The 14,014-nt window shown below is 40.0% G+C and carries 13 protein-coding genes and 1 pseudogene; 11 read left to right on the forward strand and 3 right to left on the reverse strand.

The annotated features are described in order from the left end of the window. Positions 1–158: 158 nt before the first annotated feature. From E0409_RS07505 to E0409_RS07515, 3 genes are all read left to right on the forward strand, one after another. Entirely contained in the window at positions 159–1,436 is a 1,278-nt protein-coding gene (locus E0409_RS07505; protein WP_131289331.1) for an O-acetylhomoserine aminocarboxypropyltransferase/cysteine synthase family protein, read from the forward strand. Positions 1,437–1,751: 315 nt separating this feature from the next. After that, positions 1,752–2,639, forward strand: coding sequence for an SDR family NAD(P)-dependent oxidoreductase (locus E0409_RS07510; RefSeq protein WP_131289333.1), 888 nt, complete (start codon positions 1,752–1,754; stop codon positions 2,637–2,639). Between the two features lie 79 nt (positions 2,640–2,718). Further along, the gene (locus E0409_RS07515; RefSeq protein WP_131289335.1) at positions 2,719–3,033 is read left to right on the forward strand and encodes a hypothetical protein; all 315 of its coding nucleotides are present in this window, start codon (positions 2,719–2,721) and stop codon (positions 3,031–3,033) included. 40 nt (positions 3,034–3,073) lie between these two features. Here the strand turns inward: E0409_RS07515 and E0409_RS07520 are convergent, their stop codons facing one another. Beyond that, complete coding sequence (locus E0409_RS07520) at positions 3,074–5,437, reverse strand: Tex family protein (protein WP_131289337.1); 2,364 nt, start codon at positions 5,435–5,437, stop codon at positions 3,074–3,076. A gap of 336 nt (positions 5,438–5,773) precedes the next feature. On the opposite strand from E0409_RS07520, the gene ompR reads away from it, so the two are divergent. The 3 genes from ompR (at position 5,774) to scpC (ending at position 9,991) form a co-directional block, all read left to right on the forward strand. Continuing rightward, complete coding sequence (gene ompR, locus E0409_RS07525; protein ID WP_131289339.1) at positions 5,774–6,538, forward strand: osmolarity response regulator transcription factor OmpR; 765 nt, start codon at positions 5,774–5,776, stop codon at positions 6,536–6,538. Positions 6,539–6,806: 268 nt separating this feature from the next. Further along, entirely contained in the window at positions 6,807–8,267 is a 1,461-nt protein-coding gene (locus E0409_RS07530; protein WP_131289341.1) for an ATP-binding protein, read from the forward strand. Positions 8,268–8,473: 206 nt separating this feature from the next. Continuing rightward, complete coding sequence (gene scpC / locus E0409_RS07535) at positions 8,474–9,991, forward strand: succinyl-CoA:acetate CoA-transferase ScpC (RefSeq protein ID WP_131289343.1); 1,518 nt, start codon at positions 8,474–8,476, stop codon at positions 9,989–9,991. A 128-nt stretch (positions 9,992–10,119) separates the two neighbouring features. Here scpC and E0409_RS07540 read toward each other — a convergent pair whose 3' ends face one another. Continuing rightward, positions 10,120–10,869, reverse strand: coding sequence for a hypothetical protein (locus E0409_RS07540; protein ID WP_131289345.1), 750 nt, complete (start codon positions 10,867–10,869; stop codon positions 10,120–10,122). A gap of 180 nt (positions 10,870–11,049) precedes the next feature. Here E0409_RS07540 and E0409_RS07545 point away from each other — a divergent pair, with 180 nt between their 5' ends. After that, positions 11,050–11,751: a DsbA family oxidoreductase gene (locus E0409_RS07545; RefSeq protein ID WP_131289347.1), complete on the forward strand. Its 702-nt coding sequence runs from the start codon at positions 11,050–11,052 to the stop codon at positions 11,749–11,751. A gap of 91 nt (positions 11,752–11,842) precedes the next feature. Here the strand turns inward: E0409_RS07545 and E0409_RS07550 are convergent, their stop codons facing one another. After that, positions 11,843–12,043, reverse strand: coding sequence for a dodecin family protein (locus E0409_RS07550; protein WP_067726883.1), 201 nt, complete (start codon positions 12,041–12,043; stop codon positions 11,843–11,845). A gap of 241 nt (positions 12,044–12,284) precedes the next feature. Between E0409_RS07550 and E0409_RS07555 the strand changes: the two genes are divergently transcribed. The 4 genes and pseudogenes from E0409_RS07555 to E0409_RS07570 all read left to right on the forward strand — a co-directional run. Beyond that, positions 12,285–12,512 (forward strand): glycine zipper domain-containing protein, encoded by a 228-nt coding sequence (locus E0409_RS07555; protein ID WP_131289349.1) that lies wholly within the window; start codon positions 12,285–12,287, stop codon positions 12,510–12,512. Between the two features lie 163 nt (positions 12,513–12,675). After that, a complete protein-coding gene (locus E0409_RS07560) occupies positions 12,676–12,930 on the forward strand; it encodes a hypothetical protein (protein WP_252151784.1) in 255 nt (84 codons plus the stop codon). A gap of 348 nt (positions 12,931–13,278) precedes the next feature. Further along, entirely contained in the window at positions 13,279–13,458 is a 180-nt protein-coding gene (locus E0409_RS07565; protein WP_131289351.1) for a hypothetical protein, read from the forward strand. A 10-nt stretch (positions 13,459–13,468) separates the two neighbouring features. Further along, positions 13,469–14,014 (forward strand): annotated as a pseudogene (locus tag E0409_RS07570) (hypothetical protein); the annotation flags it as partial.

Consider the following 14,014-nt stretch of genomic DNA (forward strand, 5'->3'; position numbering starts at 1 on the left):
TTTTAAACATATCCATACACGGTTAATTTTGTTCAGCTTGTACTAAAATTAACATTCATATGAATATTTAAGATAACAATTTCACTTAAATAGCACTTTGACTTATATATAGAAGTGCTAAACTCGATCAATATTTAACTCACGAAGATGATGTAAACATGACTTACAAAGATGAAACCCTAGCCATTCATGCCGGTTATAGCCCAGACCCAACCACAAAAGCTGTAGCCGTACCGATTTATCAAACCACATCTTATGCCTTTGACAATACTCAACATGGGGCCGATTTGTTCGATTTAAAGGTGCAAGGGAATATCTACACCCGTATTATGAACCCGACTACAGCGGTACTAGAGCAACGTCTGGCAGCCCTCGAAGGTGGGATTGGTGCCCTTGCACTTGCCTCAGGCATGTCAGCCATCACCTATTCCATTCAGACCATTGCTGAAGCAGGCGACAATATTGCCTCTGTTTCCACTTTATATGGTGGCACTTACAACTTGTTTGCACATACCTTGCCAAAACAAGGCATTGAAGTGCGCTTCTTCGATTACCAAGATCCTGAAGCGCTGCGCGGTTTGATTGATGACAAAACCAAACTGGTGTTTGTGGAATCGATTGGTAATCCACTCGGCAATATCATCGACCTAGAAGCGATTTCGAAAATTGCGCATGAATATGGTGTACCGGTCATTGTCGACAATACGGTTGCTACTCCTGCTCTACTAAAACCTTTTGAACATGGCGCTGACATTGTCGTGCATTCACTGACTAAATATATTGGCGGTCATGGCAACTCGATTGGCGGTGCCATTGTTGATAGTGGCAAATTCCCGTGGGGCAAATATCCTGAGCGCTTCAAAGTGTTGAATAGCCCTGATCCAAGCTATCATGGCGTGAATTATGTCGAAGCTTTAGGTGCAGCGGCTTATATCGCGCGTGCGCGTGTGGTGCCATTACGCAATACCGGTGCTGCTATTAGCCCACTGAGCGTATTCCTGATTCTACAAGGTTTAGAAACTTTAAATTTACGCATGGAACGGCATACTGAAAATGCGCAAAAAGTAGCAGAATTTTTACAGCAGCATCCAAAAGTGAAATGGGTTAATTATGCTGGCCTGAAAGATCATCCACAGCATGCTTTGGCGCAAAAATATGTGAAAGGTAAACCATCTGCGATTCTGTCTTTTGGTGTACAAGATGGTCTTAAAGGTGGCACTCGCTTTATTGATGCGCTGCAACTCTTTACCCGTCTGGTGAATATTGGCGATGCAAAAAGCCTCGCCTGCCACCCTGCTACCACCACCCATCGTCAGCTCAATGAAGAAGAATTAAAATCTGCCGGAGTCAGTACGGATATGGTTCGCTTATCGGTTGGGATTGAACATATTGATGATTTGATTGAAGATTTAGAACAGGCGCTTGCTCAAGTTTAATCTTTTTCAATCTACTTTAAATTCACCTTTCTTCCTCACCCGGAAGAAGGGTTTTTATTTCTTAACGACTTTGTGCTTATTTCTCTTTGCTTTGTTTTGAATTCGTGGTAAAAATTAAGTTATAAGAAGAATGAAAATAGAGCAATTACTCTAATTATATTTGTAAATTCAATAACTTATTTATAGATTTTTTTTAAACTTTGGTTATCATAACCGAGATGAGAAGAGCTCAATTCCCCAATATTTTGAGCCAAATAATCAACTACAAAAAACATAATCTAGAATTTTATTCTATTTAAATCAGGAAAAAACAGCGTGAATTCAAGACTAGAGAAACTTTTTCGAAATCGAGTTAACGGCAAAGTGGTTTTAATCACAGGTGCATCCAGTGGTATTGGCTTAACTGCTGCACATAAACTTGCCGATGCAGGTGCACACGTTTTATTGGTGGCTCGTACCAAAGAAACACTAGATCAGGTCAAACAAGAAATTGAAGCTAAAGGTGGCAAAGCCTCTGTTTTCCCATGTGATTTAAATAACATGGACTCTATAGATGAAGTATCAAAACAAATCTTAGCATCTGTCGATCATATTGATATCCTCATCAACAATGCAGGACGCTCAATTCGTCGTGCGGTACATGAATCAACAGACCGTTTTCATGATTTTGAACGAACCATGCAGCTGAATTACTTCGGCGCAGTTCGTTTGGTGATGAATATCTTGCCACAGATGATGGTTCGCCGTGATGGTCATATCATCAATATCAGCTCGATTGGTGTATTGGCCAATGCAACGCGCTTTTCGGCTTATGTGGCATCTAAAGCCGCGCTGGATGCGTTCAGTCGCTGTCTGTCTGCCGAAGTTCATTCGCATAAAATTGCGATTACTTCAGTTTACATGCCATTGGTACGTACACCGATGATCGCACCAACCAAAATTTATAAATATGTGCCAACGCTTTCTCCTGAACAGGCGGCAGATTTAATTGCTTATGCCATTGTGAAACGTCCGAAGAAAGTAGCAACCCACTTAGGCCGTTTGGCATCAATCACCTACTCTATTGCACCAGATATCAATAATAAATTGATGTCGATTGGTTATAACCTGTTCCCAAGCTCTTCAGCTTCGGTTGGTCAACCACAGAAATTGAATTGGGTTCAAAAAGCATATGCTCGTCTGTTCCCGGGTGAACATTGGTAAAATTGTGCAATATTAAGCCAGTCATTTGACTGGCTTTTTTATGTTATAAACACACATCATTTTTTGCTTTTAGATTTTTATGCGGATTGCTGCTGTTATTTTTCAATATGCCTGTTTTGCTTTTGTCCTTTTCCTTTGCTACCAAATAGCGACTTCTATCTATCTGCAAGATTATCAATTGATGGATATCGTCAGTGATGTCGGTAGTATTTTAATTTGTATCGATTTGGCGATGTTCTTGCATTTCAATAAGTCGATTGCATCGATGAAACTGAAAGCAGGTTCTCAACAGTCACCTGTGCAAGTTTCAACAGTAGAAAAAGTGAGTCGTAAGTTGGGGCATTTAGGGATTATGCTAATTATCTGTAGCTGGATTGTGCCAAAGCTTGCATAAAAAAACCTCCCAAATGGGAGGTTTTTTTAGTAATCAAAGATTATTTCGAACCTTTAATCCCTGCTTGTAATAACAATGCACCTAAACCACCAATTTTTTGCTCTTGTGGTTTAGCAGATTGAGGTTTTTTACCTTGTGGGCGATCACCTTGAGGACGTACATTTTGCGGACGCTTCGCTTGTGGCTTACGTTCACCACGTTGTTCAGTTTGAGCATTTTGCTCACGGCGTGGCTGACGTGGCGCTTTCGCTGGTGCTTCAGAACCTTCAGGACGCATAGACAAGTTGACACGGTTACGTTCAGCATCTACTTGTAATACACGTACTTGAACGATTTGACCCTGTTTCACCACTTTATGTGGATCTGCCACAAATTCATTGGCAAGTTCAGAAATATGGACCAAACCGTCTTGATGTACGCCGACATCAACGAATGCACCAAAGTTGGTAACATTGGTGATCACGCCTTCAAGTTGCATGCCTTCAGTCAATTGCGACACTTCGGTAATATCTTCACGGAATTTCGCAGTACGGAATTCTGGACGTGGGTCACGACCTGGTTTTTCAAGTTCACTTAGTACGTCTTGAATAGTCGGCAGACCAAATTTTTCATCTGCAAATTCTTCAGCATTCACCTGACGAATGATTTCAGAATTACCAATGATATCTTTTACAGTCGTTGCTTTTGCTGCAACAATTTTGCTCACCAAAGCATAACTTTCAGGGTGAACTGCAGACGCATCCAATGGTTCAGAACCATCTTGAATACGCAAGAAACCAGCTGCCTGTTCAAAAGTACGCTCACCTAAACGAGGTACATTTTTCAAGGCTTGACGGTTGTCAAAACGACCATTTTCTTTACGGTAGTCAAAAATCTGTTGTGCAATCGATTTATTCAAACCTGCGATATACGACAGGATTGCAGGAGATGCGGTATTTACATCTACACCAACCGAGTTCACACAGTCTTCAACCACAGCTTCAAGCGTTTTCGCCAAGCCTGTTTGGTTCACGTCATGTTGATATTGACCTACACCAATCGATTTAGGATCAATTTTCACCAGTTCAGCTAATGGGTCTTGTAAACGACGTGCAATCGATACTGCGCCACGAATTGAAACATCTAGCTCTGGCAATTCTTGTGAAGCCAATTCAGATGCCGAATAAACAGATGCACCCGCTTCAGATACTGAAACACGTGTAAGGTTCAAGTCTGCGTTTGCAGCCATCATTTCCGCCATAACTGCTTCAGTTTCACGGCTAGCCGTGCCATTACCAATCGCGATTAAATCGACATTGAATTCACGGCAAAGACGTGCAAGTTCAGCAATTGAACCTTCTTTGTCTTCTTTGGGTGCAAATGGATAAATCGTGCTATGCGCAACTACATCACCAGAAGCATTCACTACAGCCAGTTTCACGCCGGTACGGATACCTGGGTCAACGCCCAAAGTCGTACGCGCGCCTGCTGGTGCAGAAAGCAATAAATGACGCAAGTTTTCAGCAAATACGTCCATTGCCTCGCTTTCAGCTGCAAGACGTTTTTCAGTCAGCAATGAATGTTCGATTTGTGGGCGAACTTTACCTAACCAGAACAGTTTTGCGGTTTGCTTTAAGTAATCTGCACGCGCTTGTGGTTGAACCGAATCAAGATTGTATTCAGTTTCAATACGCGCCAATAGTGCATCATCTTCACCCTCAACCTTTAAGCCCAATACATTTTCTTGACGACCACGTAACATGGCAAGCAAGCGGTGTGAAGGGACTTTATTGAAGTTTTCAGAGAAGTCGAAGTAATCGCGGAATTTCTTGCCAACTTCTTTTTTCTCATCACTTGCCACTGCACTTTTTAAAACAGCGGTTTTAGCAAAGGTCGCTTTTAATTCTGTCGTTAAAGCAATATTTTGCGCCCAATCATCAATCAGAATATGTTGGATCGCATCCAGCTGACTTTCAACATCCGGATAATCTTCATGGCTAAAGTCTGCTAAAGCTTCAGTTGGATCAACCTGCTCTGCAAAGATTTTTGCCGCGATTGGCCCTAAACCTGCTTCTTTGGCTTTAAATGACTTGCTGGTACGTTTTGGACGGTACGGTGCGTAAAGTTCTTCTAAAGCATTCTTGGTTTCAGCAGCGTTTACGCGGTTCAGCAAATCATCTGACAATTTATTTTGTTCTTTCAGAGATTCAATCACCTTTTCACGGCGCTCAAATAAATCGCGTAAATACGATAAACGCGTGTCGAGTTGGCGTAACTGCGTATCGTCTAAGCCCTGAGTGACCTCTTTACGGTAACGTGCAATAAATGGAACGCTTGCACCTTCATCAATCAGCTTGATGGCAGCTTCTACTTGATTTGGACGTACGGCAATTTCTTTTGCTAACTGCTGAACTAAGTCAGTCATCGTGTTTGATCCTACAAGGATAAGTACTAAATGGCATGATTATAAAGACCAAGACCATAAAATCCACAATTGTTTTTATTAAATTTATAAGTGGTCAATATTGCCAATCGATGTGACTTTTATAATTCACTACAAAATTAATTGATAAGTAGATTTTTAATCTGCATATTCAGTAAGATCAACTACAATTTAGATGTATACATTTGGTATCTATGTCTTGATTTTACCTGCTATATTTGTTGCTTTAGAGCATAGTAAACAGATACAAATGAATCGTATACTCAAGACTATCCGAACTTTTGTTTACGATGACAATAAAGAATAAAGGAGCACATCATGAGTTTAGTTGTACCTGCTGAAAAAACAGATCCAGTACAAAACGAAACTGATCGCGTCGAACGCATTCTCGTTGTAGATGATGATGTGCGTTTACGTACGTTATTACAGCGCTTTCTAGAAGATAAAGGCTTCGTGGTCAAAACTGCACACGACGCAACACAAATGGATCGTTTATTACAGCGTGAACTTTTCTCTTTAATCGTGCTCGATTTCATGCTGCCTGTGGAAGATGGCTTAAGTATTTGCCGTCGTTTACGCCAGTCCAATATCGATACACCGATCATCATGTTGACCGCACGTGGCAGCGACTCTGACCGTATTGCCGGGCTTGAAGCCGGTGCAGATGACTACTTGCCAAAGCCATTTAATCCAAATGAGCTGTTAGCGCGTATTCGTGCGGTGTTACGCCGTCAAGTACGCGAAGTTCCGGGTGCACCAAGCCAGCAAATGGAAGTGGTCAGCTTTGGTCCATGGTCGCTTGATTTGTCTACACGTACGCTGACTCGTGAAGGTCAAGTGGTTACCCTGACTACAGGTGAATTCGCCGTGCTTAAAGCGCTGGTACAACATCCGCGTGAACCGTTGACGCGTGACAAATTAATGAATTTGGCGCGTGGTCGTGAATGGGGTGCGATGGAGCGTTCTATTGATGTTCAGGTATCTCGTTTACGTCGTCTGGTTGAAGAAAATCCTGCTCGCGCACGCTACATCCAAACCGTTTGGGGCGTAGGTTATGTCTTTGTTCCAGATGGTGCTGAGTAATTAAAATTCGATCCGACAATTTAGCCTGTATCACTCGCATAAATTGTCCGAAAATGCCATTCGCTGCTGTTTGAGCCTTCCTTCAGCTAAATTTATAGATAAATGATGGCGAGTTCAGCGAATGGTAAAGTTTTTACTTGCGTAATAGTGTTACTCATTTTTTTAAAAAAGTAACACAACGAGCTCCTTCCAAAGAAAGTACGCGCAGTAAGATTCCACCGCGAATAAAATGACTGCGAATTTTAGAATACGCCCACAGGAATCTGGTGTGAAACTCGAACCCATCGACCCACAGAAATTTACTGATTACGAAGCTTATTCGGAAAAGAAGCGAACCCGCTCGGAACGCTTTTTTGACAAGATCAAGCCACGTTCTGCTGCAATGCGTACTACAGTGCTGGTGTTATTCATTGTATTCTTCAGTTTATTTATGTCGTTGTGGTTCTTTTGGCGCACCCTATACCTTCCGGAAATTCAGCAACATGCCCGCTATTTAGGGGTTGAACTAGAAATTATTAACAATCCCGACCTACGTATTTTCCATAATGATGCCGAAGTGGATGTCGACACTTGGCTCAAAAACCGTGTCGGTATCGAATACATTACCGATCCGAAAGAATATCCGAGTGTTCGCGACAAAGTGATTGCCGAGTTTTTTACCAATCAAATTGAAAAAACGCTGGCCAAAGAACTGCAAGTTGAAAATGTGACCGTTTATTTCCAATTTAAACCAAGCCCGCGTATTTGGATTCAGACCCCGGAAATGAATGGCCATTGGGTACGTGAACCCTTAAAAACCTATGCCAACTATAGTCCAGAACTGGTCTTTGGCTGGTTGCTCGGTGTGCCGCTTATTGCTGCTGCCATCATTTTGACCCTGGTTCGCCAGTTAAATCGTCCCTTACGTCGTCTGCAAAATGCGGCAAATAACTATAGTAAAACCGGTTCTGCACCTTATTTGGAAACCAATCATGGTCCTCAAGAGATTCGCGAAGTAAACCAGGCCTTTAATCATATGATTTATACCCTGGATCAGACTGAACGTGACCGCCGTATTATGCTGGCAGGGATTTCACATGACTTACGTACCCCATTGACCCGAATTCGTTTAAGCGCAGAAATGATGCCAGATGAAGACTTTCTTAAAGAAGGCTTGATTTATGATGTCGAAGATATGGATGCGATTCTTGATCAGTTCATCTCATACATGCGAGATGGCTCAGATGAAGAGCTGCAAGACACTGACATTAATATGCTATTACAGGAATTAGTGATCCAGTTCAAACCATTAGATATCCGTTTTGAAGCTCAAGAAGTTCCGATCATTCAGGCACGTAGCCAGTCTTTAAAACGAATGATTGGTAATTTAATCAATAACTCGAAACGCTATGGTGCTGAACCTATAGAATTATCAGCGAAAGTTGAAAATGACCATATTTTTATTACTGTCGCAGACAATGGTGAAGGCATTCCGGAAGATCAAATCGAAGACTTGATGCAGCCCTTTGTTCGCGGTAATGAAGCGCGTACGGTACAAGGCAGTGGTTTGGGTTTAGCAATTGTGAAACGTATTGTCGACATGCATCAAGGGCAACTTACGATTCACAATCGTCCTCAAGGAGGGTTGGAAGCGCTTATTTGTTTACCTGTACTTCACAATAAAACAGAAGAAGAAGTTCCTCCGAGTACATTGGGGAAAATTAAACAAACATTCAGCGAGCATTTTTAACAATTGAGCAAATAATAAACAAATGGTTTTGTTTAACTATTAATCCATTTATTTTTACATCAGTAAAATCAATAGATTAATAACCATAAAAAATTGTTATACCCACATTTTTTCAAAAAATTAGACCTTAGCCTAACAGGCATGCACAATTCCTTTTTAGGGCGGTACAATCCGTCTAGTTATTGAACAAGAATTGAGCGTAAACCATGTCTTTAGATCGTATTCGTTTAGCATCACTTCATGACAAAGTCATGAGCGCAGAACAAGCTGCTACTTTTATCCAAGATGGTATGACTGTAGGTATGAGTGGATTTACTCGTGCAGGTGAAGCAAAAGCTGTTCCTCTAGCACTTGTAAAACAAGCTCACAGTAATCCTTTGAAAATTACTTTAATTACTGGTGCTAGTCTGGGTAACGACTTAGACAAACAATTAACTGAAGCTGGTGTTCTTGCTCGCCGTTTACCTTTCCAAGTTGATAATACTTTACGTAAAGCCATCAACAAAGGCGAAGTTATGTTCATCGATCAGCATTTGTCTGAAACAGTTGAACAAATGCGTAATCTTCAGCTTAAAAAACCAGATGTTGCAATCATTGAAGCAGTTGCAATTACTGAAGATGGCGGCATTATCCCAACGACATCTGTAGGTAACTCTGCAAGCTTTGCCATTTTTGCTGAAAAAGTGATTGTAGAAATCAACACCAATTTAAGCCCTGCTTTTGAAGGCTTACACGATATTTATATCCCGACTTATCGTCCAACACGTCAAGCGATTCCATTAACTCAAGTCGATGAACGTATTGGTACACATGCAATCAATATCGATCCATCTAAAATTGCAGGAATCGTATTTAACAGCGAATACCACGACTCACCATCAACTGTGACTGAACCAGATGATGAAACTCAAGGTATTGCAAACCACTTGATCAATTTCTTTGAACAAGAAGTTGCAGCAGGTCGTTTACCGAAAGATCTTGGTCCATTACAAGCAGGGATTGGTTCGATTGCCAATGCAGTATTGACCGGTCTTAAAGAATCTAACTTTGAAGATCTTGTGATGTATTCAGAAGTACTTCAAGACTGTACCTTTGAATTGATCGATGCTGGTAAAATGAAATTTGCTTCGGGTTCATCAATTACGCTTTCTGCTAAATATGGCGAAAAAGTATTTAACAACCTTGAAGCATACAAAGACAAACTGGTACTTCGTCCACAAGAAATTTCAAACCACCCTGAATTGGTTCGTCGTTTAGGGATTATCGGCATCAACACTGCACTCGAGTTTGACATTTACGGTAACGTAAACTCAACTCACGTTTGCGGTACTAAAATGATGAACGGTATCGGTGGTTCAGGTGACTTCGCACGTAATGCTCACTTGGCTATCTTTGTGACCAAGTCGATTGCAAAAGGTGGTGATATCTCTTCAATCGTACCAATGGCGTCACACGTAGACCATTCTGAACATGATGTTGATATTCTTGTTACTGAACAGGGTCTTGCAGACTTACGCGGTTTAGCGCCACGTGAACGTGCTCGTGCCATTATCGACAACTGTGCTCACCCAATGTACCGTGATGCATTGAACGATTACTTTGACCGTTCATGTGCAAAAGGCGGCCATACTCCTCACCTTCTTCGTGAAGCGCTTTCATGGCATGCTAACTTTGAAGAAACTGGTCATATGCTTGCAGCTCAACCAGAAGCTAAAATTGCTTAATCACAACGACTAAAAGCATTTAAAAAGCGTACTTCGGTACGCTTTTTTTATTTCAGGAAGATCATTTCTATGATCTAAAAAATATTAAATTCAATCATCCCCTGTTCAGTAGAATGCAAGCTCGAATGTTATAGCTGCTGTTCAACCGCTTTTCGATTTTGCTTTTTAATTTTTTCCATTTCTGCATTTAACTGCAACACCTGCTGATACAAGACATTAAATTGCTTTAAGGGTTGATCTTCATAAAACATAAAAGTTTTATTCTTTTTCTGCCATTTATTATTTTTCAGAATCTCGAACAAAGCATCTGCTTTACTTAAAACTTGCAACTCCAAAGCAAACAAAGCATGGGTTTTATCACTGTCACGACTTTCACGTAGACTGTCTGTCAATTGATGCCGCAGATTGGCTTTAATGGATAAATGTTTGGCTCTTGCCAAGGTATCTTCTTCACGTTGCCGGGTTTGTTGTTGATACTGTGCAGCCAGAAGATGGGCTTGTTTCAGCATTTGCTCAGTTTCTACATACTTCTGTTTACGGTCTTGATCTAAACGATCAATATCTAAAAATTTATCCCAGTGAATTGCTTTGAGTTCACGCAGATACTGATTCCGGGCTTCAGCATTTTGAATCATCTGACTCAACACAAAGTCCGCCATCACTTTATAATCACCCTGTAAACGGTTATCTGAAACATTAATATCAATCGGTTCAGACCAGTCCTGGGCTTGCGCATAAATGAGTTCTGCTTTTTCATACAATACAGTTTGGTAGGTCTTGAGTTGGCTCAGGTCATTTTGTTGTACCGAATACTGATAAAACATCCAACCAAATACGGCACATGTCGCCAATCCCAAGATGAGAAAAATCCTTGGCATGCGAAACTCCCCTATACTGACTTTTCAATAGCATAACCCGATTCAGAACCTGACCGGTTATTTATTCACCTAAAACATATCAAGTTTTTCCAGCCTGTTTCAGCATTAATTCAATTTTCATGCTTTAAATTTTTGTCCGAACCCCCATCAATATAGCCAATAAAAGATTCGAGAGTTCTCATGCGCGTAGATATTTGGTCAGATGTGGTTTGCCCATTTTGTTATATTGGTAAAAAACGTCTTGAAGCTGCTGCTGAACAAGCAGGTTTAGAACTTGAAGTTCATTGGCATAGTTATGAACTTGATCCAGAAGCGCCAATCCGTCAGGAAATTTCAAACTCTGAACGTCTTGCACAAAAATACGGACGTACTGTTGCAGACGTTGAAGAGATGCAACGTAATATTGCCGCTATGGCTGCTGAAGAAGGCATCCAATTCAATTGGGAAAATGCCAACTCGGGTAACACCTTCAATGCACATCGCATTATTCACCTGGCTCAAAGTAAAGGCTTGGGTTCAGAAGCCAAAGAAGCCTTTTTCTATAGTTATATGACCCAAGGTTTACCGATTGGCGAACGTGAAACGATTGAAGATGTTGCTGCACGCATTGGCTTAAATCCGGTTGAAGTGGAAGATGTGCTCAATTCAGAAGAATATGCTGACTTCGTTAAATTTGATGAAGATGTGGCACGAGATCAATTAAAAGTGACCGGCGTACCGTTCTTTGTCTTTGATCAACGCATTGCATTAGCGGGCGCACAACCGCGTGAAGTATTCTTACAAGTCTTTGAAAAAGCTTTAGAAGCACCACAACAAGCGAATATTGAAGCTGAAGATGCGGCGATCTGTAAAGATGATCTCTGTGATGTTCCAGAGAAATAATTCTATTCCATTATTAATGACATGGACTTACTGCAACTGGTCATAAAAAATCCCCGAATCAGGGGATTTTTTTATTTTACAATTCATCAATCTAATCGACCAAGAAGCTGATTTTTAAATTCACACGATACTCAGTAATTTTATTGTCCTTAATCACTACTTTTTGCTCATTGATCCATGCACCTTGCACATTTTTTATTGTTTCGGTGACTTTGTGAATGCCTGTTTGAATTGCATCTTCAAAACTTTTATTACTGCTTGAATTAACCTCAACTACTTTTGCGATAGCCATTGTTTAAACCTCAAATTTTATTCTTGTGAGGTTTGATCATAGGGTATTTTTTAAACAAAAATCCTTGTTTTAACATTACACAGCAAAAACTTACACGTAAGACACAATATCGCTGTCCCCTATCTAGCTCTTACAAAACACAACTTATATATACAAGGCTTGGACACAATCAGATGCACAATTCGCTAGGCTGATATGCGGAACATTTAAGTTCTGAATCATGAAACTTAAAGAGGTAAATATGAACACTGAAACTCAAGATGCTGCTGTTGATTCTACCCCTAAACAGCGCTCAAACATCAAATCACCTTTTTCTCCTACAGTCACAGGTGCTTTGATTGGTGCTGTTGCGGGTAGTGTATTACCAGTTTTTGGTACCGTGAGTGGCGCTATTATTGGCGGTATTTCTGGTAAAGTTTACGAGAAAAAATGCAAAAGTAAGTGCCAAAGTAAATGTCATAAAAATTGATAATTTTTATATTTCTAAATGACTTAAGACAGATTGTTGAAACACAATCTGTCTTAGAGCAAAAGCTCTAAATATATGATTTATATAATAATTTAAACTCACCATTCATCTTTTTTCACCCCTCAGCACTTACTTAATCTGATCATTATTTGATATTATTTACATGAAATTTATTTTACTTATCTCCCTTGCCCATCTTTCTTGGGCATTCTTTCCCCTAAAGGAAATGATCATGAACGCTATTAAATCTTTTTTGGCTATCGCTGTTGTGGCTTTTTCTGCAAATGTATCTGCTCAAATTGTTTTTGTTCCAGATTTTCCTGCTAAAAAAGCAGTTAAAACTGTAAATGCCGACCAAAAAGTATCGGCTTTGGAACCTGTAACTCGAGATAAAGCTGCCTGTGAAAAAGCAGCTTAATAAGTTACCTTATTCCAGTAAAAAAACAGACTGATCTAACTCAGTCTGTTTTTTTATACTGAAAAAATCATTTTATTTGCTCTCATCCTATTCAGGATCGACACAAGATTTTAACTATAAGTTAATCTATTGATTTTCAATATGATGAAAAATTAAACGATAAATCACCATCTATTTTCCAACTCTCCCATCAAAAAATTTGAATGTTTTTTATCTAAAATCTACATTTTTTGCTCTTTATGTCGATAAATGCGCAAAACATGACAATATTTATTCATGCTTTTTCTTTTTAAACTCATATAATCAAAGCATTAAATTAATAATTTCATTCAATGAAACCGTTTTCTTATGCAAGAACTTCAAGCGCTGATTCAAGGTAAAATTCCTCCCCAAACAATCAACATTGATCGTTTGATTGTGCTGGCTGAACAACACCCCACACCCATGTCTGCAGAATATAAATTACTTGAACTTGCTATTAATATTGTATTGGCAAGTTATCTAGAAAAAGCACAAAAACATCTCTAGAGGTCAGTTTATGAATGCCTTAGAAAAAGCTCTACTGATTAAAGAATTACATCATTTGCTAAATGATTTGGAACATCGCTCTTTATCTTTTTTTGAAATTGCAAAATCAAAATCACGTTTAATCGAAATTTTTCGCTTATGTGATGAACCTATTTTTAAAAAACAAATTTTGAAATTTAAGTCTCAAACTCAACCTGAACAAGCCGCAACAGATTTCGCAGAACAAACACTATTTAAACTTTCTTATCGTGGTCTTTTTCGACAGGATCGTGTTTTACAACAAGCGCTATATCAAAATACTGAATCAGGTTGGGCCATTTTGTATCACCCTGCACAAGGTTGGCAAATCTGGTTAATTCCAGCCCCAAACCGCAGCGCATTGATCAGTGATTGGGGAAGTCTAGATGACATTTATCACTGGATGCTAGAACAGCAACAAAGCTATAGTTGCCTAAAAATGGACGATGAATTAAAACAAAAACCAGTTCTTTTAGACCAACCCATTGTCCCTACTTTAACCGAGACCGAGACCGAGACCGAGACCGAGACCGAGACC

This window comes from Acinetobacter sp. ANC 4862 (genome assembly GCF_004336635.1).
Classification (GTDB): domain Bacteria; phylum Pseudomonadota; class Gammaproteobacteria; order Pseudomonadales; family Moraxellaceae; genus Acinetobacter.